This is a genomic window from Nostoc sp. DedQUE04, assembly GCF_034530995.1.
Classification (GTDB): domain Bacteria; phylum Cyanobacteriota; class Cyanobacteriia; order Cyanobacteriales; family Nostocaceae; genus Nostoc.
Genome location: NZ_JAVRCA010000011.1, coordinates 1 through 22,228 on the forward strand (window position 1 = coordinate 1; position 22,228 = coordinate 22,228).

Consider the following 22,228-nt stretch of genomic DNA (forward strand, 5'->3'; position numbering starts at 1 on the left):
AGAAGGAATAAAGCTGTACTGAGTTTTTTTCAAAAATCAAATATGAGTCCTATAGGACTAATATTTGATTTCTGAAAAAGCTCCGTACATTTGAAGAGTGGTAAAATCAAAGGTAGTGTGTTGGATAAACCACTCAAACATCCACTTCATACGAGAGAAGGAAGGAATCAAAGCACAGAAACGCCGCACCCATGTTTTAGCTTGTAACCAAATATCCTCAATTGGATTTTGTGATGGGCAATTAGGAGCAAAACGGACGCAGTGAATTTTCCATTGCTCTGGTGGCAAACCTTCATTTAACTCACCTAAAAAGCCTTGAACGACATGAGAACGATGGTAAGAAGCACCATCCCAAAAAAGAAGTAATCGTTGGTTTGGGGACTGGTCTAATAAATAGCGTAGATAATCAATAGTATTGTCAGAATTACCAGCATTGTAAGCTTTCAGAAGTAACTTGCCACTGAGATAGTCAACCGCCCCGTAGTATGTCTGTTTATCTCGTTCGTTAATAACTTCCACTGCAATTTCGCGATCAGTTTTTCCCCAAACGTATCCGGTTAAGTCTCCCCATAGAAGATGACACTCATCTATTAATAATACTCTTAGTTTTCCTGATTCTATTTCCTCTCTCTTACTTGCCAACAATGATTCAATCTGTTTTTTTTTGCTGCAACAACCTCAATGTCCGCCTTTGGATTCAAGGCAGTGGTTTTCTTCCAACTAATTCCTGCTGCGTCAAATAAATCATAATAGCTTCGTTTTGATTCGTAGATCACATCATATTCAAATGCTAATTTATACTCCAGTTCACCCAGTTCCCAAATATCCTTTGTTTGCAGCCAACTTAATACTTTATCTCGCTGTTCATCGCTCAGATAACTCTTTCTGCCTTGATGATTTAGGCGTAGTCCTGAAATTCCATATTCCTTGTAGGCAAGATCCAACTTGTTATCGAACCAAGTGAGACATCTAAAATTGTTTGAATTTCTTCATACTTGTAGCCTTGATAAACCAGTTTAACTGCCAAAGCCTTCCTCACCTCACGCGCATCTGGGCGATGATCTATAAATTCTTGTAGTTCTGCGTTAGCGAAGCTCACCGAAGGTATCGCGGATTGTATATGCTGGTTTATCATTGTTCGCTGTTAGACAGATATACACCTCCGTATTATCTCGTAGTCTTTTTCAGAAATCAAATATGATTCCTATATAGGAAATCTATCTGCTAGAAGACTGATTTCCATAACTTGTTTTCTTGGATACATATTTCCTTTTATCCCTTTAGTGCGTAAATTTTAGAGATAACAGTGTTTAGTAAGAGTAAATGTTGGATATATTTGCCAAACCAAAATATCATAATCTTTGTTTAGGCATTAAACTCGCGACTCAAGGCTAAAAGTATGACTTTATCGATCGCACATTTGGGGCCTCCCGGTACTTATGCAGAACAAGCAACTATTTTTTATGCCAACTGGTTGAGCAAAAGTAGGGCAATTGAAGCTAGATTATGCCCCTATCCCAGCATTTCCCAATCACTGCAAGCCGTTGCGAATGGTCAAGCGCAGTTGGCTGTTGTACCAGTGGAAAATTCTATTGAAGGAAGTGTTACTACAACACTGGATACACTTTGGCAATTGGACAGTTTGCGAATTCAGTTGGCTTTGGTATTACCCATTGCCCATATGTTAATTTCTTGTGCGTCTAATTTAGATAGTATTAAAACTGTTTACTCTCACCCACAAGCTTTGGCACAATGTCAGGGATGGTTAGAGCGGTTTCTGCCGACTATACAGATTATTCCTAGCAATTCTACAACCGAAGCACTACAGCGATTGGAGCAAGAGACAACAACAGCAGCGATCGCTTCTAGCAGAGCCGCTCAACTCTACAAATTGCCGATACTTGCCAGTAACATCAACGACTATCCAGAAAACTTTACTCGTTTTTGGGTAGTAAGTCAGGGTGAAGTGGACGCTGGATACCAGGCAACAAAAGCGCCTGCTAGTCACACATCGCTGGCTTTTAGTATGCCTGCCAACACACCTGGAGCATTAGTCAAACCTTTGCAAATATTTGCTCAACTAGGGATTAACCTCAGCCGGATTGAATCTCGTCCGACGAAGCGATCGCTAGGCGAATACTTGTTTTTCATGGATTTAGAAGCAGATGTCAAGGAAGCACAAATGCAATCTGCTTTAGCAGAATTAACTACCCACACAGAGATTTTAAAAATTCTTGGCGCTTACAATGTTTTACCGATCGCCGCCGTTACTTAAAAGGTTAGAAGTTATTTGTTAAGAGTTATCATTTATGATTTACCAGTTTTCAGCTAGAAAATATAAATTATAAGTTGTCGAGCTTTTATTTTTGTTTTTCTTCCTTACTCCTCACTTTTCACTAAATGTATCTTTGAGAACAGCGCGAGCTGCCAAGTGATTCCGAGTAGAAGTTAAAATTTCTGCTTCCCGCTCTAGACGGGTTACAGTATCTTGCATTTCTAACAATAATTGCTGCTCTGCGGCGACACCATAAAGATTACTGGCTACCCAATAAGATAACTCTGTTGGTAGATCGGGCAAATCTTCTGGCAATTCAATATTTTGTTCGGTTAATTTGGCTGACAGACGCACCACATCTCGCAGTAGTTGTTCTACTTCAGTTGATAAAGGTCGCAAATCTTTAGTCGGTGGTTGGTCTTCAATCCATTCAACTAAGCCAACGCGATATGGCTTTTCCCGAACATACTCTAAGACACGAAATCTTTGCTGCCCTAAAGTCATCATCTTGATCCGATCGTCTGGCAGCCGTTGGTGATGAATGATTTCAGCACAGCAACCAGTGTTTGCAATTGTACCTTTGACTGGATCGAACATCAAAACCCCGAACCTGCGATCGCTCTCCAAAATCGTATTCATCATGATTCGGTAGCGAAATTCAAATATGTGCAGGGGTAATGGCCTGGTAGGAAACAGAACTACTTCGGGTAACGGGAACAGAGGTAGTTCGCGAACTGCAATTTTAGAAGATGATGTCATTGTTACTTTGGTATAAACTTAATCTTTAAAATTTCTTTTTCTCTGCTTTTCCCGTACTTTATCTACATTCTATCATTTGTTTCCTAGCTAAATAAAAGCCCTGAGATATATTTCTTCAGGGCTGTGTAAATATTCATACTAATGTAATTTGTCTTTTGTCCTTTGTCCTTTGTCATTAGCAAAGGACAAATGACCAATGACTAATGACTAAATTAAAGTTTGACTTCAATATCTACACCCGATGGTAGATCCAATTTCATCAGGGCATCAATAGTCTTAGAAGAGGGCTGGTAAATGTCAATAATCCGGCGATGAGTACGGGTTTCAAAGTGCTCCCGTGAATCTTTATCTACGTGGGGCGATCGCAGCACACAATAGATCCGGCGTTTTGTTGGTAAAGGAATTGGGCCTATAGCTGTAGCGTTGGTGCGGTTAGCTGTGTCTACAATCTTCTCGCAAGATGTATCTAATAAGCGCCTGTCAAAGGCTTGTAAGCGAATTCTAATCTTCTGCTGCTGTAGAGTTGCCATCTTTAATTTTCCAGGTTCTGCGTAATTAGGGGAGTATTTACAGGTTAAAGGTTACAGGGTAAAGGTTACAGAAAACTATTACCTGTCCCTGTAACCTATTGCCTTATTTATAGGGGGAAGAGAAAGGAGCAGAGAGGCAAAATACATACCATCTCTGCTCCTTTGTTATGAGCAAAAAGGTGCTACTTGATAATTTTGGAGACGACACCAGCACCGATGGTGCGACCACCTTCGCGGATAGCGAAGCGCATTCCTTGTTCAATCGCGATCGCGTTGATCAATTCTACTGTCATCTTGATGCGATCGCCTGGCATCACCATTTCTACTTCTTTGCCTTCATCGGAGGTGTAAGCTTTGATGGTGCCAGTTACATCAGTTGTCCGCACATAGAACTGGGGACGGTAACCAGCGAAAAATGGAGTCTTACGACCACCTTCTTTTTCTGTTAGGACATAAACCTCACCTTCAAATTCATTGTGAGGTTTAATCGAACCAGGTTTGGCGATAACCATACCCCGTTCAATATCAGCCTTCTGGATACCCCGGAGTAGTACGCCAGCGTTATCCCCAGCCATACCTTGGTCGAGACTCTTCTTGAACATCTCAATACCAGTTACGGTAGTGGCGCGAGTATCTCTGATACCCACTAGTTCAACGTTATCACCAACTTTGACTACACCGCGCTCAATCCGACCGGTGGCGACAGTACCACGACCTGTAATTGAGAAAACGTCTTCTACAGCCATCAGGAAGGGTTTATCAACATCCCGCTCAGGAGTGGGGATGTAAGAATCTACAGCATCCATCAATTCGTAGATTTTGTCTACCCAAGGATTTTCACCGCGTTTGGTCTTGGGATTCTTGGTCATTGCTTCTAGAGCTTGCAGACCAGAGCCTTTGATAATGGGGATATCATCGCCAGGGAAATCGTAGCTAGAAAGCAGTTCTCTAAGTTCTAGTTCTACTAGTTCCAAGAGTTCTGGGTCATCCATCAAATCTTCTTTGTTCAAGAAGACAACCAGACTGGGAACGCCTACCTGTTTTGCCAACAGGATGTGTTCGCGGGTTTGGGGCATAGGGCCATCGGTAGCAGCAACTACGAGGATACCTCCGTCCATTTGGGCAGCACCGGTGATCATGTTCTTCACATAGTCAGCGTGCCCTGGACAGTCTACGTGAGCATAGTGCCGACTTTCGGTTTCATACTCTACGTGAGCAGTATTGATGGTAATACCCCGTGCCTTTTCTTCTGGGGCATTATCAATTTGGTCGTAGCCCTTAGCTACAGCTTGACCAAGAGCTGCCAATGTCAGAGTGATGGCTGCTGTCAAGGTAGTTTTACCGTGGTCAACGTGGCCAACTGTACCGATATTAATGTGGGGTTTATTCCTTTCAAACTTTGCGCGTGCCATGAATGCTCATTTCCTTATTTTAACTAAGCGTTCCCTTTGCTTTTTGCAATGATAGTTTCAGCTACGCTGCGAGGCACCTCTTCGTAGTGGCTGAACTCCATCGTGAAGGTACCCCGACCTTGCGTTTTTGACCGAATATCAGTGGCGTAGCCAAACATGCTCGCCAATGGAACTTTGGATGTTACCTTAGCGAGTCCCTTTTCGGTGCTTTGGCTTTCAATCTGCCCTCGGCGGGTGTTAAGGTCGCCAATGACGTTCCCCATATAGTCTTCAGGAACTTCAACTTCAACTTTCATCATAGGTTCTAAGATGACAGGTGAAGCTTTCAGTACAGCCTCCTTCATCGCCATTGAGCCAGCGATTTTGAAAGCCATTTCTGAAGAGTCTACATCGTGGTATGACCCATCAATTAGCGTTGCTTTAACGTCAATCAATGGATATCCAGCTAGAACACCGGATTCACAGCTTTCTTTCATTCCTTGTTCTGCGGGGCCAACGTACTCTTTAGGTACTGTACCGCCAGCAATTTTGGAAACGAATTCAAAGCCAGTACCGGGTTCTCCAGGCTCCAAATTGATCACAACGTGACCGTATTGACCTTTACCACCACTTTGGCGGATGAATTTGCCCTCAACTTTGTTCACAGCTTTCCGAATTGTTTCTCGGTAAGCTACTTGTGGGGCACCTACATTCGCTTCCACCTTAAATTCTCGTAACATCCGGTCTACTAGAATTTCTAGGTGTAGCTCTCCCATTCCCGCGATCACGGTCTGGTTTGTTTCCGGATCGACGCGGACACGGAAGGTGGGGTCTTCTTCTGAGAGAGATTGCAGAGCCTTGGACAGTTTGTCCATGTCGTTCTTGGTTTTGGGTTCAACCGCCACCGAGATCACAGGCTCAGGAATGAATAGGGATTCCAGAATTACTGGCGATCCATCATCACAGAGTGTGTCACCTGTCAAGGTGTCTTTCAATCCCAGAGCTGCTCCTAAATCACCCGCTCGCAGTTCATCGACATCTTGCCGATCGTCTGCCTTCATTAGAACTAAGCGGGAAATCCGTTCTTTTTTATTCTTACTAGCGTTGAGAACGTAGCTGCCCTTTTTCAGGACACCAGAATAAACGCGAACAAATGTCAGGCGACCGTAAGGGTCAGCCATAATCTTGAATGCCAGAGCTGCTAAGGGTTCGTTGTCATCAGCCCGCCGCTCAACAGTATCGCCATTGGGCAGTAAGCCTTGAATCGGCGGTACTTCACTTGGCGCTGGCAGGTAATCTACAACGGCATCCAGCATCAACTGCACGCCTTTGTTTTTGAATGCTGAACCACAAAGTACTGGTACAATCGTTCCCGCAATTGTGCCTTTACGCAGGGCAGTCCGAATTTCCTGTTCTGTAAGTTCTTCGCCCTCGAAGTACTTAGTCATCAGAGCATCATCGGTTTCTGCTGCGGCTTCTATAAGCTTGGTGCGGAATTCTTCTACCTGCGCTTGCAATTCTTCCGGGATATCGGTTTCCTGGATATCAGTACCTTGGTCATTTGCGTAAATATACGCGCGTTGCCCTACTAGGTCAACAATACCTCGGAAGTCATTTTCACTACCAATTGGTAGTTGAATGGCGATCGCATTAGCCCGCAGGCGATCGCGGATTTGGTCGTGAACTTTATAAAAGTTCGCTCCGGTGCGATCCATCTTGTTGATAAAGGCTATCCGAGGAACTTTGTAGCGTTCTGCTTGACGCCACACTGTCTCAGACTGCGGTTGCACGCCGCCCACAGAACAAAATACTGCGATTACACCATCCAACACGCGCATGGAACGCTCAACTTCAATTGTGAAGTCTACGTGACCCGGAGTATCGATAATGTTTATTTGATGATCTTTCCAACTGGTACTGATGGCAGCGGCAGTAATGGTAATTCCCCGTTCCCGCTCCTGCTCCATCCAGTCTGTGACGGCAGTTCCTTCATGAACTTCGCCAATTTTATGAATTATCCCAGAGTAAAATAATATTCTCTCTGTTGTTGTTGTTTTGCCCGCATCTATATGCGCCGCAATACCAATGTTGCGTACTTTCTCTAGCGGGATCGTGCGTGCCACAGCTACCTCCTATAGTTTTTGCCTCATGATATCTTGTATATTACTCTTTGTTAAGATTCTATACTTTTAGGGAAAACCGTCTTTTTGTGTAAATCTACGATATACCGCTTCGGCAAGGCGATATATCGCTTTTTTACTTAGTAACGATAGTGTGCGAATGCTTTGTTAGCTTCCGCCATCCGGTGCGTTTCTTCGCGTTTGCGAATCGCATTGCCAGTTTCGTTGGCAGCATCCATTAACTCATTTGCCAATTTGCTGGCCATTGTCCGGCCTGGTCTGGAGCGGGAATATTGCACTAACCAACGCAGTGCTAGGGTAGTGCCCCGTTCTGTACGCACTTCCATTGGTACTTGGTAGGTTGCTCCACCAACTCGCCGAGCTTTTACTTCTACTAAAGGCGTGGCATTTCGCACTGCTCTTTCAAAGGTTTCCAAAGCACCAGCACCAGTGCGTTCTTCAATAGTTTTTAATGCATCATAAACAATGCGTGCGGCAAGTGATTTTTTGCCATGACGCATGATCCGTCTGATAATCATGCTCACAAGGCGACTATTATATACTGAGTCAGACGGAACTGGGCGCCTTTGAATAACACCACGACGAGACATACTTCACCTTTAATTCGGAATTGGCAACGAAATTATATGCTATCAAACAGCGGAAACTAAAAGCGGTAGAACCCAACCCTCAGACTTCCTCAATTTTTTCACCCGTTGCAGCAAGGCTGACTTATTTACTGCCAATTTTGGATTTTGGATTTTGGATTAAAATTTGATATATATTCCGATCCCAAGGATCTGAAAAAATCAAAAGTCTTTAAGCCTAATTCCCTTGTGGGTTCGACCAATCCAAAAGACGCTCGATAACTCGCTAACGCTACGCTATCGTAAATCTAAAATCTAAAATTGTTTGACTTGCTATCTGCAACTAAATACTCAAGGCGACAAGATTATAAACTTTAATGTTCAGATGAGAAATTAGCTGTATATTACAGGATTTTCCTCCTCAGAACTTCTACACTTGCTCGCTTAGTGTAGATGTAGCTTGCTTGATTTTTTGAAACAGACTTTAGCAGCCTTCATAACTACTGTTAGAACAAAGACGGCGCTCCTTCTTTTGCCCTTCAGCTTTTTTAAGGTAGACGATTAATCGTGTTGGATGCGATTAATCGCCCGATCCTATTTTTTCGCTTCTTTAGGACGCTTGGTTCCATACTTGGAACGGCCTTGCTTGCGGTCTTTGACTCCGGCTGTATCTAGGGTGCCACGGATAATGTGGTATCTCACGCCTGGTAGATCCTTAACCCGACCGCCACGAATCATCACAACTGAGTGTTCTTGTAAGTTGTGACCAATGCCTGGAATGTAAGCTGTGACTTCAAATCCAGACGTAAGTCTGACTCTTGCTACTTTGCGTAGGGCTGAGTTAGGCTTTTTTGGTGTGGTCGTATATACTCTGGTACAAACTCCCCGACGTTGGGGACATTGTTTCAGAGCCGGGGACTTGGTTTTCTGACGCGCTTGTTCGCGCTCATTTCGTATTAGCTGCTGTATTGTTGGCATGAGTTACAGCGCGTAAAGCTGCTTATGGTCTAAGTTTTAACAAATCCTGATTATATCTTTTTTGACGGCTTTATGTCAATTGCTATTTTTCCTTAGCGATCGAACATCTGTTTTTTGAATTGTTCAATCATTAAGGACTCAAGGAGAAAGAATTGCCACAGCCACAGGTAGCGATCGCCTGGGGATTGTGGAAGCGAAAACCACCACCCATTAAGTCTTCTGAATAATCAACTTTCAAACCGTTGAGGTAATTTAAGCTTGCGGCATCTATGACCACTTGAATCTCATCCAAGTCGAAAACCTGGTCGTCTACTTTTATTGCTTCATCGAAGGACATATCATAAAAGAACCCGGAACAACCACCTGGTTTTACTGCCAATCGAAACAAGACATTTGGCTGCTTGGACTTTATTCGCCCAATCTCACTTACGGCTGCTTGACTCAGATGAATCATGGAACTCGTTTTTTGCAATTGAATACCCCATCTTCCATTTTACAGATAGGTTGACCCTTGCTTGTGTAAAATTCCAAATCACCAAAGGCATGAGCGCGATCGCTATTACTACATTTATAACACTAACATGCTTCAGTCCCCACCTTGACTAGGTAGGGACTTCTGGGGTGTAGTAGTTCGTTTACAAAGACGGTTTACACAAACAAAAATGTATTCAGTTTTGGGGTTAGAGCTTTAATAGCGTTCTTTTGGTTTTAATCTTTGGTACGGGCATAGTCATCTTGGTAGCGGATAATATCATCTTCTCCCAAGTATTCGCCATTTTGGACTTCAATCAATACCAAGGGGATCACGCCAGGATTCTCTAAACGATGAGATGTACATTGGGGTACATATGTTGACTCATTATTGCTCAGTAGTACTTCTTTCTCACCACAAACTACTCTAGCTGTACCAGAGACGACGATCCAATGTTCGCTGCGGTGATGGTGCATTTGTAGACTGAGGCGGTGTCCGGGCTTAACTTCGATGCGCTTAATTTTGTATCCGCGCCCTTCTTCTAAAACTGTAAAAGCACCCCAAGGACGTAATTCTGTTGCAGCAACGCCCCTGGAAGTTATGTTTGGAGGGAGGTGTAGAGTTTCAGTCTGTGTAGTTTCTTGATATCGAGCCATAGTTACCTCATTTGAAGACATAACAAACCGTTGGTACTCTTAATTATTGATAAAAAAATCTGGCGCTATCTTGCAACCTTGGAAATCAGCAATTTTGTCGCACTTTGATAAACATAGCAAAATCAAACCTTATGGTGTAAACCATTACTACTAAAATTCTGATGTTTACACCAAGTCTTCATCAAGCAAAATGATAGCTTGTTCTAAACTTTAAAAAAGATGGGGCATGGGGCATTGGGCATTGATGATTAAGATCCCTATTCCCTGTTTTCCATTCCCTCATTTTCGTGGTTGCAGGAAAATACCAATTCCGTTGTGAACACGAGCAGCGGTACTGGGTGATCGATCGAGTAGTTGCCCTCCTAAATAAAGGCTGGTAGAACTACCGCCATCCAAATTTAAAGCATCCACACAGCCCATCTGTTGCATCAATTGGGCATGTTCTGCCAAATTAGGCCCATAACCGCCAACACGATTATGTGTGGCAGTAATCATCAGTGTGCCTGTTGCCGTTGTGCAAATACCGCTACGAATAGCTTTTTCGGCAATAAAGGCATTGCTGAATTTTTCGCCTTTGGCATCAAGGACAATTTGACGATTTTGGACTAATAGCGGCCCAGCACCGATAATGTGGGGATAACGACTAAAATCTGTAGGAACAGTGGTGCTGGAAATACTTACTGTGGTTCCAATAGGTAGCTGGGAGGCAGCACTAGCAGCGTTGGCGCGTAAGGCTAGTAGGTAGCCATCCTGGGGAATGGGAATCGGCGTCTCACCAACTTTGCCGCCTGGTAGCTGATTAATAATTTGATCTTTCTGCACCACTAAGATAATTTCGTTATCCGTTAAGGGCGTGTAAGTTGCTCCCCAAGCTGAGGTGTAACGAGCAATGCCACTTTGAATGTAACCACTGTTGAGAAATAGAATTGGTAAGCGCTGGTCATTTGCTGCAATTAAAGTTTCTTCTAAAATGAGACGACTGAAGTAAAATTGGCCTGAATTATTCCAAGCGATCGCACCCCGGTTCAAAATCGGGCCTGATAACCACTGATTATCCCGACGAATCGCACCCAATGGCAATTTATTATTACGGTTAAAATAACCACCATTAATTCCTGCTACTGCTAGGTAACGTTGTGCTGTTTGAATTAAGGGAGCAGTACCCGCAAGCCCATCAGGACTAGCCCACATAGGTTTCAAGGTTAGTCCAAATTTGCGGGGATTAACTTCTAACCAGACGACTGGAAAGCGTTCTGTGCCTAAGTTGACATAATGCTGTCGCCAGTTCAATCCTGGGGCCCAAGTAATATCTCGTTCTTCTAGGGGATCGGGTCGAATATTGATAATCAGGCGATTGGGGTTAGCGACAGTAGTAACTTGAGGCGATAGACCAAAAGGAACGCTCAGACTAATAATCGTTTGGTTTTTCACCACCTCTACTTTTTGAATCAGTGGTTCAGGTGCTGCTGGTATTGGTTGTGTTGGTGTAACTGGTAATAATTGTTTGAGCAAGTTTGGCAGCAATGTTGGTGCTGCTGGTGGCTGGGGAGTATAGCGTTCTATCAAAACGGGTTCGGCGATTCCATCAAGAGTAATTGTCCACTCTCGATTTGGTGGTGCAGTGGGTTTGGGAGTTGGCGTGTCGGGATCGGAGGATGGAGTTTGGGGTTTGGCGATCGCTGATCCTTGTACAATTTGCCAGGGAGTGGGACGATCTAAATTGACAAGAATCCGAGTCTGTTGCAAAGGGGTACTTGCCTCTGGAGGTTCCTGACTCTGAACAATATTTGTGATTTGTGTTTTTGGGGTAGAAATCAGCAAAGTGTTGCCATTAGCTTGAATTTGCCAGCCAGATGTTTGAGCAAAATTAGTGATATCCAGATAGCGATATGCTCCTAGTAACCTAGTGGCTAATACCAGTGGCTTTGTCACCGACGAAAACCACTGTATTGGTTGCTTCGCTGAATTACTACTGTTTAAGAAATTTACTCCAATTAATTGCCTAAATGCCCCATCACTGAGATGAGTTGTCACCTGTCCAGATTTTCCAGGTCGCTGTAACCAAGTTCCTGGTAAAGTACGACCATTGAGGGAAATTTGATTACCAGAGGATGCCACACCTGTTAAAGGAGGTGCAGGTGACTGTGAGATTAACCTGGATATAAATTTGGTGGTTTTTGGGGATTCTTGGGCGTTGGCAGCACAAGTAGTCGTTGAGCACAGTACTGTTAAAAGTATTGGTGACACAGTAGCCCGGAAGAATCTGCGATCGCCCTTGGCATTTGCAGAGCCATCACTAATCTCTGATTGGCAACAATTCGGCATTTTTACCATAATTTACTAGGTACTTTGGAAAACTATTACCCAAGGTTTAAACTAACCAATTATTTGGAAATATCAAGGAAAGATGACTTTATTTTTGAATAAATATGGTAATCTATATATTGGCTACTTGTCTCTTTTAGACAAACATTAGACACACATTAATTTATTTAGACGCTAAAGCCACTGCAACCTAGTTTTTTAACTCCCAACTAATTCTAACCACACTATATACGTTAGTTTTGGTTATCAAAACTGGATTAAGATATTTAATCCTGCCGATAGTTGCTACTGTTATTACTTCAGTAATGTCTAGTTAATAGTAATACATGCGGCAACTGGTAAGCGGCAAAATTCTAGACAACAAAAATATTTGGGAATTGTCAAATGGGTATATATTGTAATACGCTGATTTTATTGCTGGATCGGGATAACCAAATAATTACTAATTCGTAATTCGTAATTCGTAATTAAAAGGGTACACCAGCTCAGACTCAATTTTTAATTCAATGGTTAACAAAACAATGGAGGGTAGAACCCCTCATTGATTGCAACCACGAATTAAGGTAGCGTAGCGTAAAGCCTTTAGCATAGCTTCTTTAAGAAACGCAAGGCGACTGCTTAGAGTGAGTTCTTGATTGTCACGATCGATTACTAATTATCTGGGCTTTGGCTTAAAAAAATAGTGCAGCGTTCAGTTTTAGTTTTGTTTCAGGTGAGCCGAAATAGGCTCCATGAGTAGCTAGCGTGCATCTGGAAAAAGAAATTGAAAAAATACTTAGCTTCAAAATATAAAAAAGAAACTGTCAGGGCAAAAATGATGTCTTGGCGGAGGTAAGTTGTCTAACACCGCATAAATACATAAAAAACACGCAAACATTTTAACACGGGTTAACTAACAAAGTAAAACCGAAGTTAAAATTTTTTTTCCCTAAATTTCGGTGCTTATATATTTTTCCATCGCTGAATTTAGAAATTTTTTCCCACAATGTAGTGGCAAAATTGGTAACTCAATACTTCAGGAACAGGGTATGAATAATAAACCGATGAATCAAGACCAGAAAATCACAGCGAATATCAACTCAAGAGATACCTATCAGGGGCAAAAGTGGTTAGTAGAAGAACGAGATGCCTGTGGTGTAGGTTTTATTGCTCATCGCCAAAATCATACCAGCCATGAAATTGTCGAAAAAGCCTTAGCTGCTTTAGCCTGCTTAGAACACCGGGGAGGTTGTAGCGCCGATCGCGACTCTGGTGATGGTGCTGGAGTATTGACAGCAATCCCTTGGGAGTTGTTCCAACAAGACTTTGCCCAAAGGGGGAAGGAATTTCCATCTAGCGATCGCATAGCTGTGGGGATGATATTTCTACCACAAGACCAGCAAGCTGCACAACAAGCGAGGGTGACTGTCGAGCAAGTAGCTGCTGAAGAGAAATTAATTGTATTGGGTTGGCGAGTAGTACCTGTGCAATCTGATTTGCTGGGGGTACAAGCAAGAGAAAATCAGCCCCAGATTGAACAAGTTTTGTTAGCTTCTGTTGACAAAAGCGGTGATGAATTAGAACGCCAGTTGTATATTACCCGCCGCCGAATTAGTAAAGCTGCAACTAACATCTCAGAAGAATTTTATATCTGTTCGTTGTCAAGTCGCACAATTGTCTACAAAGGTATGGTACGTTCTGCTGTCTTGGGCAGCTTTTATGACGATTTAAAAAATCCAGCTTACAAAAGCGCCTTTGCTGTTTATCACCGCCGTTTTAGTACCAATACCATGCCCAAGTGGCCCCTAGCCCAACCGATGCGGCTTTTGGGTCACAACGGCGAAATCAATACCTTATTGGGTAATATCAACTGGATGATGGCACGAGAAGCTAGCCTGAATCATCCTGTATGGGGCGATCGCATCCAGGAACTCAAGCCATTAGTTCACATTGATAATAGCGACTCAGCTACCCTAGACAACGTAGTGGAATTGCTGGTTTGCTCTGGACGCAGCCCCTTGGAAGCTTTAATGATTATGGTTCCAGAGGCTTATCAAAATCAGCCTTCTTTACGTGAATCTCCAGAAATTGTTGATTTCTACGAATATTACAGTGGTTTGCAAGAAGCTTGGGACGGGCCAGCACTTTTAGTATTCAGCGATGGCAAAAAAGTTGGTGCAACTCTAGATCGTAATGGTTTAAGACCAGCTCGTTACGCGATTACCAAAGATGATTACATTGTTGTAGCTTCGGAAGCTGGTGTGGTGGATTTCCCAGAAGCCGATATTGTCGAGAAAGGTAGACTTGGCCCAGGGCAAATGATTGCCGTGGATTTAGAAAATCATGAAGTGCTGAAGAATTGGGACATAAAGGGGCGCATCGCCAAGCAGCATCCTTATGGAGAATGGCTGCAACAGTACCGTCAAGAATTAAAGTCATTAGTCATTAGTCATCCGTCATTAGCAAATGGTAATGGCAAAGGAGAATTGATAAATGACCAAGGACAATTGACTATTGACAAGCAAAACTTACTTCAGCGTCAAACTGCCTTTGGCTACACCACAGAAGATGTAGAAATGGTGATTCACCCAATGGCGATCGCCGGTTCTGAACCGACTTTCTGCATGGGTGATGATATTCCTTTAGCCGTGCTGTCACAAAAGCCCCACCTGCTTTATGACTATTTCAAACAGCGCTTTGCTCAGGTGACGAACCCGGCGATCGATCCTCTCCGGGAAAAGTTAGTGATGTCTCTGAAAGTTGAACTAGGCGAACGGGGTAACTTATTAGAACCCAAGCCAGAATATGCTCGGAGATTAAAACTCGAATCGCCAGTGTTAACTGATGGTGAATTAGAGGCGATTAAGCTGTCAGGATTTGCCACGGCTGAGTTGTCAACTCTATTTGCGATCGCTAGCGGCCCAGAAGGATTGAAAGCCGCAGTGCAATCTTTGCAAGCACAAGCAGCTGAGTCAGTCCGGGCAGGTGCAAAGATTTTAATATTAAGCGATCAAGCTAATGACAGTCTCAACACAGAATATACCTACATTCCTCCCCTATTAGCAGTGGGCGCGGTGCATCACCATCTGATTCGTGAGGGGTTGCGAATGAAAACATCCCTGATTGTGAATACTGCTCAATGTTGGAGTACCCATCACTTTGCTTGTCTGATTGGCTATGGTGCTGGCGCAGTTTGCCCATACATGGCTTTAGATACGGTGCGTGATTGGTGGTCCGATCCCAAAACTCAAAAGTTAATGGGTGTGCAAAAAATTCCCACCCTCACCCTAGAACAAGCTTTAGGAAACTATCGCAAAGCAGTAGAGTCAGGTTTGCTGAAAATTCTCTCCAAAATGGGAATTTCTCTGCTCTCCAGCTATCAAGCAGCCCAAATCTTTGAAGCTATTGGCATCGGTGGAGATTTAATCGACCTGGGATTCCGTGGGACGACTTCCCGCATCGGTGGTTTGAGTATTACCGAACTTGCTGATGAAGTGCTTTCCTTCCACGTCAAAGCTTTCCCAGAACTAACGACCAAGAAGTTAGAAAACTTGGGCTTTGTGCAGTACCGTCCTGGCGGCGAGTACCACATGAATAGCCCCGAAATGGTTAAGGCGCTGCATAAGGCTCTAGATGGCAAAAACTACGACCACTACGAAGTTTACAAAAAGCACCTCCAAGGCAGACCAGTAACAGCCTTGCGAGATTTACTAGACTTCCAAGGCGATCGCCCGTCGGTTCCTCTAGAAGAAGTGGAATCGGTATATGAAATAGTCAAGCGCTTCTGCACAGGTGGCATGTCTTTAGGCGCTTTGTCAAGAGAAGCCCACGAAACTTTAGCGATCGCGATGAATCGCATTGGTGGTAAATCAAATTCTGGAGAAGGCGGCGAAGATCCAGTGCGCTACACAGTTCTAGATGATGTAGACGAGTCTGGTTACTCGCCAACACTACCTCATTTAAAAGGATTGCGAAATGGTGATATAGCTCATAGTGCCATTAAGCAAGTTGCATCGGGACGCTTTGGTGTCACACCAGAGTACCTAGTTAACGCCAAACAAATTGAAATCAAAATTGCTCAAGGTGCCAAGCCTGGCGAAGGTGGACAACTGCCAGGGCCCAAGGTGAGCCAATACATTGCGATGTTAAGGCGCTCCAAGCCAGGTGTGACGCTGATATCGCCACCACCGCACCACGATATTTATTCGATTGAAGACTTAGCACAACTGATTTTCGATCTGCATCAAATTAATCCCAAAGCACAGGTGTCGGTGAAGCTAGTTGCAGAAGTTGGCATTGGCACGATCGCGGCTGGTGTAGCCAAGGCAAACGCTGATATCATTCAGATTTCTGGTCATGATGGTGGTACAGGTGCATCACCACTCAGTTCGATTAAACACGCTGGTTCCCCTTGGGAATTGGGTTTAAGTGAAGTGCATCGCGTCTTGATGGAAAATGGCTTGCGCGATCGCGTGATTTTACGCGTAGATGGCGGACTCAAGAGTGGTTGGGATGTGGTAATAGGTGCATTAATGGGCGGTGAAGAATTTGGTTTCGGCTCCATCGCCATGATTGCTGAAGGCTGTATTATGGCGAGAGTTTGCCACATGAATACCTGTCCTGTGGGTGTTGCTACTCAAAAAGAAGAACTCCGCAAGCGGTTTACGGGAATGCCGGAACAAGTTGTCAACTTCTTTTACTTCATTGCTGAAGAAGTGCGGAGTTTGTTAGCCCGACTTGGCTACCGTTCTTTGTCAGAAATCGTTGGACGTGCAGATTTATTAAAACTGCGCCCAGAAGTAAATCTCACCAAAACGCGATCGCTAAATCTCGACTGTTTACTTCAGCTACCAAATAGCAGAGACAATCGTAGCTGGTTGGTGCATGAAGAAGTCCACAGCAACGGCGTGGTTTTGGATGACAAGTTCCTTGGCGATCCTGACATTCAGGCTGCTATTAGGGATCAGTCTACTGTCACCAAGACTTACCCAATTATCAATACTGACAGAACAGTGGGCACAAGATTAGCGGGTGCGATCGCTTCTCAATACGGTGACAGTGGCTTTGAAGGACAAATTAATCTCAACTTTACAGGTAGTGTTGGGCAAAGCTTTGGTGCTTTCAACCTCCCAGGTATAATTCTCAGCCTAGAAGGAGAAGCAAATGACTATGTAGGTAAAGGGATGCATGGTGGTGAAATCATCATCAAACCTCCAACAGATGCTACCTATAACGCCTCACAAAATGTGATAGTTGGCAATACCTGCCTTTATGGTGCTACTGGTGGCATCTTATTTGCCAATGGTCTAGCAGGAGAACGCTTTGCTGTGAGAAACTCCAAAGGCATCGCAGTGATTGAAGGCGCTGGGGATCACTGCTGTGAATACATGACAGGTGGTGTGATTGTCGTCCTTGGCAAAGTAGGACGTAACGTAGCTGCTGGAATGACTGGTGGACTCGCATACTTCTTGGATGAAGACGACTCATTTCGTGAGTTAGTCAACCCAGAAATTGTCAAAATTCAGCGGGTGATTACCGAAGTAGGTGCAAAGCAACTGCAAGAATTAATCCAAAATCATGCAGAACGCACTGGTTCACCAAAGGCGAAGAAAATTCTGCAAAACTGGCAAGAATTTTTGCCGAAATTCTGGCAGTTGGTTCCGCCTTCTGAAGCTGATAGTCCAGAAGCCAATCCTGAAAAAACAACTGAGTTCAGTTTAGTAAGCAGTCATTAGTAACTATAACCGTTCTCATACTCTGCCTTAAGGCATTCTCCCGGCAAAGAAGTTGCACAAACAGGTACTCTGCGAAAACCCCTTTAGATACCTAAAGCAGTCACCTGAATTTCCCTCTTAAAAAGAGCGTAGGAGAAAATATATTCCCCCTAAAAAAGGGGGAATATTCACTAACTGATTCACAAATGAACTTTAGACTAAGACTACAAAAGTGACCGAGCAATTAAATCCTGTCAAAGTCTAAGTAATAAATTCGAGATCGGCACTGTCCTGAAATCTACCTAATTGAGTATAGAAGGCATTACCTAAATCCTGGTACACTGCACTATAAATGTTTACCAACAAATTAGGATTTGTCTATAAAAATGCTTATAGAAGATCAAGCTCCCGATCGTAAAACGTCTGAAGAAGAACGTTTTCAAGATGATTATTATTCATACTTTGAATCTCCTGAAAATGCTACCCGATACACCCCATCAGTTTGGTATCTCGATTGGGCTTTTAAGCAACGTTCCTTCTCTTTGTTAGATTTGGGATGTGGCAATGGGGCTTTGAACAAATATCTACCTGAGCGATGTGACTACCTTGGGATAGATCATAGTGAAGGTGCGATACAATACTGTTCAAAACTATACCCCAAGCAGAAGTTTATTGCTAAAGATTTATCGGTAGCACTGCCAGAATTAGCTTCAGAAAATCAAAAATTTGATGCCGTTGTGCTAGCTGGTTTGCTATTTCATAATGTTGACAAGGAAACACTAGAAAAAAACGACGATCGAGAACTCGTTCAATTCTGCTTGGATAAACTAATAAGCGACAAAGGATATTTGGTGCTTATTATACCTTTTGCTTATGGCGAACATCCATCTCATAATTTATATGTTCGGGCAGAATGGTTACAAAACTTGCTAGAAAAATTGCTGAAAGTTGTAAAGGCAAAAATTGTTTACGAGAATATTTCTCTGCAAATTGACTTGGAGAAAAAAGTTCAACAGCAGAAGACGACTCCTGACTGGTTCGTGCCTGATAGCACTACTGATTATTCCAATAAGTACGCTGGAACATATATGGCAACTTGGACAGTTATAGCCTCTCCATAGCTAGGTTAAACCGCCATCTAAATAACCAAAATTATTCATCAACTTAAAAGTTGATTTTTTTTATTTTTGCACTAGGAACTAGTCTAAACTCCAGTCCCAAATGCATCTTATCCACAAAATATAATTTTAGTTGTTAGCCAATTACTATTGAGCAATTGCCCATAATTAATAACTATTACTTTTTGTTAGCAAGCAACTTTTGGTCTGTATCTTCCATTTCTAAAAGTTCTGGAATAGTCACAAAGCGATAGCCTTGCTTTCTAAAGTTGCTAATAATTTCTGGTAAAGCTTGCACAGTTCTAGAACGATTACCACCACCATCATGCATTAGCACAATCCCACCAGGTTTAGAATCTTTAATCACGTTATCGATCAACTTTGGTACAGTTGGTAACTTGTAGTCTGTGGAATCAGCAGACCACATCACCACGGCATACTTTTGTCCTTTTGCATAAGCTGCTAATCCATTGTGCAGATTGCCACCAGGCGGTCGGAAGAGATTTGTTTTAGCACCTGTAACTTGATAAATTAAGTCTGTTGTGCGCTCAATTTCAAAAGCAGCTGCTTGTTGATTAAAGAAGTGATACCAGTGATGCCAAGTATGGTTGGCAATGACGTGACCTTGAGCGACAATCTGCTTTCCTAACTCTGGATAATTTTTTAGGTTCTGCCCGACTACAAAAAACGTCCCTTTGATATTATTTGATTTTAGAATATCTAGCACTTGCCCTGTGGTCTGAGGCCAAGGACCATCATCAAAGGTAAGAGCAATCACTTTCTCACCCTGAGTAAGTTTTGCAGCTTTGATGATTTCCCCTTGAAAGCGTCTTGGTATGGGGTAGGCTAGACCCTTTGTTTGTGCTTCTTGTTGCCACCTTGTAAGCATCTCCGCCTTTAATTTCTCAATGCGCTGCTGAGTTCCTACGTTTGCAGATACATCCTTGATATTTATACTTGGTCTATTCTGAGCATCCGAAGCATTTGGCCTTAGAAGCATCATAAAAGCAAGACTAAAAACACCACCTAAAGCAAGTAGCGCAATTAATATTCCTTCTGGCCACAGAAACGACTTATTATTTTCCACCTCAAAGCTCCTTCAAAGATCGAACCATCACCACGGTTATGACGGTACGTTATAGCACATTTTTATTAGATATTTAGATACCAGTTACTTTCTGGTAATCATGAAAATTGAAATTGGTACTAACGGGAATTCAGAATTGATTAAGAGCGACTATATTGCTTTAACTAAAATCTATATGCTCTCGATTTGGACAGCGTTGAATATACAATACTTGGTACTGTTTAATTTCAACCCAGTTATCAAAGGTAAGCTTTGCGCTTCCACATTCTTACCACTAGCTCTAAGAAGCAGAGGAACACAATCAAATAATTAACCACACCCCAAAATCCTTTTAAATAGGAGTTATGAATTAGTTGCTGTTTTTCAGTTCACCGCTAAGGCAGCATTATCCTTTCAAGTTTTATAGCTTTTCAAATAAAATGAACTCAGTTGTCATACCTACAATTTGTACTTTTAGCAAACTAAAGTTTTTTAGTCAGACTTTCTCACTGTAAAACTGTATAGTTTACAACTTAAGTGAATTGTTTGATTAACATACAAAACTACTTAAAAAGGTAGGGCCTCTTTAAAATAAGACTCTGGCAAACTATTAGTTCTATTCTTGATAAGATATATTTTACTGCCTGTTGCGATTGTTTCCTTTTTAAGAAAAAGTTAAATTTTTAACTCACAGAATGTTACCTTGTACTTTCTATGAAATAGACCAGACGAAAATTGATTCAATATAGTTTCTCATTGGCAAGGGGCATTTATTGTTTCAATCTAGTCACCTTTGACTCATTCAAGAAAAATAATTCTATCAGCAGCTTACTTCTGTTTCGGATGCTGATACTTTAGCTCAAATTGCTAGTAGCCTTCTGTCTGTGAATGTTTTTTTCGATAATTAAGTATGTTTATATCTTAATTAATAGTACAGTTTAATATGCACTGTCACCGTGTAATTACGGAAATTAATTTTGTATATATAGGCAAGTGATTAAAATCACAATATAATACTATTTATCCATTGAAGCAATAAAGCCTATATTTCATCTTTAAAAGTAGTATTTTTGACTAAAAACGCGGTTTTGAACCAAATTTATGCATTTAAAAATACATTTAAATTTTGGCTAAGTTTATGTAATTTTACTTAAAAAGGAAATTTTCTTGTAACTCAACCTCCAGCAAGACAGCCCGACGCTCGTGGACTCGCTAACGCTGCGCTATCTGCGTTTTTTCAGTAAAGTGAGGTAGATACTGTCAAACATGAGGTAGACTATTTTGCAACTCACAACCAATTTTCTGTTTAAAGAAAAAACCTACTGGTTGTATCACTTTAGCAGTCTGTAACTAGCCGATCTTGCAGGAAGAAACAAAACTTCCGATTGTCTCATAACTTGCCTTATAATTACAGCAATTAAAATTTTTATTTTTAATAATCTATTTAGCAATCCTAATTATTAGCTTATATTACCTCAGACAAGTCATAGTTTCTTTACAGTACTTTTGCTTATCTTTAGCAAATGGGTAAGTGTATTATTTAATATCTGTATAGGTTGAGCCTAAATCCTCTTTTCCTATTAATATAACTTTTGAGTCAAAATAATCAAGGTATTTGTCTCACTTCTGAAACTGGCTAGAAACTTTTATGATTCCTCACGAAAGTGATGCAAAAAAAGAGCGTGCGTCGTTAAAAGTATGGCGTAGTTGGCAAGAAAATCTGATCTTAATAGTGATCGCACTGTGTTTGGCATTCTTAATCAGGACTTTTATCGCCGAACCGCGCTATATACCTTCTGACTCAATGTTGCCCACCTTACATACTGGCGATCGCTTGGTAGTTGAAAAAATCTCCTACCATTTTCACCCTCCCATAACTGGCGATATTATTGTTTTTCAGCCACCCGCAGAACTACAACGTCGAGGATATCCCAAAGACCAAGCGTTTATCAAGCGAGTTATTGGTCAGCCTGGTGAGGTAATTAGTGTTGCTTCTGGCAAAGTCTACCTCGACGGTCAACCCTTAGCAGAAGACTACATCGCTGAACCTCCAAATCAGCCATATCAACCAGTGAAAGTCCCAGAAGACGAATTTTTTGTTATGGGAGATAATCGCAACGATAGTAATGACTCTCGCTATTGGGGCTTTTTACCCAGAAAAAATGTCATCGGTCGGGCAACGTTTCGCTTTTGGCCTCTCAATCGCATTGGGTTCATTTAATCAGTTTTAGATTTTGGATTTTTCTTTCAATCCAAAA

14 protein-coding genes and 1 pseudogene are annotated in these 22,228 nt (G+C 42.3%); 4 read left to right on the forward strand and 11 right to left on the reverse strand.

What is annotated here, in order from left to right:
* Positions 1-57: 57 nt before the first annotated feature.
* Positions 58-1,135: pseudogene (locus RM049_RS09910) on the reverse strand (IS630 family transposase).
* 264 nt (positions 1,136-1,399) lie between these two features.
* Here RM049_RS09910 and pheA point away from each other — a divergent pair.
* Positions 1,400-2,275 carry a prephenate dehydratase gene (pheA, locus tag RM049_RS09915; RefSeq protein ID WP_322704056.1) on the forward strand — a complete coding sequence of 292 codons (876 nt, stop codon included), beginning with the start codon at positions 1,400-1,402 and terminating at the stop codon, positions 2,273-2,275.
* A 111-nt stretch (positions 2,276-2,386) separates the two neighbouring features.
* Here the strand turns inward: pheA and RM049_RS09920 are convergent, their stop codons facing one another.
* From RM049_RS09920 to RM049_RS09960, 9 genes are all read right to left on the reverse strand, one after another.
* Positions 2,387-3,034, reverse strand: coding sequence for an LON peptidase substrate-binding domain-containing protein (locus RM049_RS09920; RefSeq protein ID WP_094349488.1), 648 nt, complete (start codon positions 3,032-3,034; stop codon positions 2,387-2,389).
* A gap of 212 nt (positions 3,035-3,246) precedes the next feature.
* A complete protein-coding gene (gene rpsJ / locus RM049_RS09925) occupies positions 3,247-3,564 on the reverse strand; it encodes a 30S ribosomal protein S10 (protein ID WP_008232935.1) in 318 nt (105 codons plus the stop codon).
* Between the two features lie 182 nt (positions 3,565-3,746).
* Positions 3,747-4,976 (reverse strand): elongation factor Tu, encoded by a 1,230-nt coding sequence (gene tuf, locus RM049_RS09930; RefSeq protein ID WP_118168986.1) that lies wholly within the window; start codon positions 4,974-4,976, stop codon positions 3,747-3,749.
* A gap of 23 nt (positions 4,977-4,999) precedes the next feature.
* Positions 5,000-7,078: an elongation factor G gene (gene fusA, locus RM049_RS09935; RefSeq protein ID WP_322671964.1), complete on the reverse strand. Its 2,079-nt coding sequence runs from the start codon at positions 7,076-7,078 to the stop codon at positions 5,000-5,002.
* Positions 7,079-7,215: 137 nt separating this feature from the next.
* The gene (rpsG, locus tag RM049_RS09940) at positions 7,216-7,686 is read right to left on the reverse strand and encodes a 30S ribosomal protein S7 (protein WP_069070112.1); all 471 of its coding nucleotides are present in this window, start codon (positions 7,684-7,686) and stop codon (positions 7,216-7,218) included.
* Positions 7,687-8,256: 570 nt separating this feature from the next.
* The gene (gene rpsL, locus RM049_RS09945) at positions 8,257-8,640 is read right to left on the reverse strand and encodes a 30S ribosomal protein S12 (protein ID WP_012410236.1); all 384 of its coding nucleotides are present in this window, start codon (positions 8,638-8,640) and stop codon (positions 8,257-8,259) included.
* Positions 8,641-8,770: 130 nt separating this feature from the next.
* Positions 8,771-9,094 (reverse strand): HesB/IscA family protein, encoded by a 324-nt coding sequence (locus tag RM049_RS09950; protein WP_099099761.1) that lies wholly within the window; start codon positions 9,092-9,094, stop codon positions 8,771-8,773.
* Between the two features lie 254 nt (positions 9,095-9,348).
* On the reverse strand, positions 9,349-9,768 hold the full coding sequence (locus RM049_RS09955) for a cupin domain-containing protein (RefSeq protein WP_104907515.1): 420 nt from the start codon (positions 9,766-9,768) through the stop codon (positions 9,349-9,351).
* Positions 9,769-10,047: 279 nt separating this feature from the next.
* Positions 10,048-12,093, reverse strand: a complete 2,046-nt coding sequence (locus RM049_RS09960; protein ID WP_322704057.1) for a phosphodiester glycosidase family protein — start codon at positions 12,091-12,093, stop codon at positions 10,048-10,050.
* Positions 12,094-13,121: 1,028 nt separating this feature from the next.
* Between RM049_RS09960 and RM049_RS09965 the strand changes: the two genes are divergently transcribed.
* Entirely contained in the window at positions 13,122-17,807 is a 4,686-nt protein-coding gene (locus tag RM049_RS09965; protein WP_322704058.1) for a glutamate synthase-related protein, read from the forward strand.
* A gap of 365 nt (positions 17,808-18,172) precedes the next feature.
* Positions 18,173-18,907 (forward strand): class I SAM-dependent methyltransferase, encoded by a 735-nt coding sequence (locus RM049_RS09970; RefSeq protein ID WP_322704059.1) that lies wholly within the window; start codon positions 18,173-18,175, stop codon positions 18,905-18,907.
* A 175-nt stretch (positions 18,908-19,082) separates the two neighbouring features.
* On the opposite strand, the gene RM049_RS09975 is transcribed toward RM049_RS09970, so the two are convergent.
* Positions 19,083-19,991 (reverse strand): polysaccharide deacetylase family protein, encoded by a 909-nt coding sequence (locus tag RM049_RS09975; RefSeq protein WP_322671968.1) that lies wholly within the window; start codon positions 19,989-19,991, stop codon positions 19,083-19,085.
* A gap of 1,627 nt (positions 19,992-21,618) precedes the next feature.
* On the opposite strand from RM049_RS09975, the gene lepB reads away from it, so the two are divergent.
* Positions 21,619-22,191 carry a signal peptidase I gene (gene lepB, locus RM049_RS09980; protein ID WP_322704060.1) on the forward strand — a complete coding sequence of 191 codons (573 nt, stop codon included), beginning with the start codon at positions 21,619-21,621 and terminating at the stop codon, positions 22,189-22,191.
* Positions 22,192-22,228: the final 37 nt, after the last annotated feature.

Excerpts from the sequence above, each read along its gene's own strand:
- RM049_RS09920 (WP_094349488.1), bottom strand. The coding sequence starts at position 3,034 with ATGACATCATCTTCTAAAATTGCAGTTCGCGAACTACCTCTGTTCCCG.
- lepB (WP_322704060.1), top strand. The coding sequence starts at position 21,619 with ATGATTCCTCACGAAAGTGATGCAAAAAAAGAGCGTGCGTCGTTAAAA.
- rpsG (WP_069070112.1), bottom strand. The coding sequence starts at position 7,686 with ATGTCTCGTCGTGGTGTTATTCAAAGGCGCCCAGTTCCGTCTGACTCA.
- pheA (WP_322704056.1), top strand. The coding sequence starts at position 1,400 with ATGACTTTATCGATCGCACATTTGGGGCCTCCCGGTACTTATGCAGAA.
- rpsL (WP_012410236.1), bottom strand. The coding sequence starts at position 8,640 with ATGCCAACAATACAGCAGCTAATACGAAATGAGCGCGAACAAGCGCGT.
- rpsJ (WP_008232935.1), bottom strand. The coding sequence starts at position 3,564 with ATGGCAACTCTACAGCAGCAGAAGATTAGAATTCGCTTACAAGCCTTT.
- RM049_RS09970 (WP_322704059.1), top strand. The coding sequence starts at position 18,173 with ATGCTTATAGAAGATCAAGCTCCCGATCGTAAAACGTCTGAAGAAGAA.
- RM049_RS09950 (WP_099099761.1), bottom strand. The coding sequence starts at position 9,094 with ATGATTCATCTGAGTCAAGCAGCCGTAAGTGAGATTGGGCGAATAAAG.
- RM049_RS09960 (WP_322704057.1), bottom strand. The coding sequence starts at position 12,093 with ATGCCGAATTGTTGCCAATCAGAGATTAGTGATGGCTCTGCAAATGCC.
- RM049_RS09955 (WP_104907515.1), bottom strand. The coding sequence starts at position 9,768 with ATGGCTCGATATCAAGAAACTACACAGACTGAAACTCTACACCTCCCT.
- tuf (WP_118168986.1), bottom strand. The coding sequence starts at position 4,976 with ATGGCACGCGCAAAGTTTGAAAGGAATAAACCCCACATTAATATCGGT.
- RM049_RS09965 (WP_322704058.1), top strand. The coding sequence starts at position 13,122 with ATGAATAATAAACCGATGAATCAAGACCAGAAAATCACAGCGAATATC.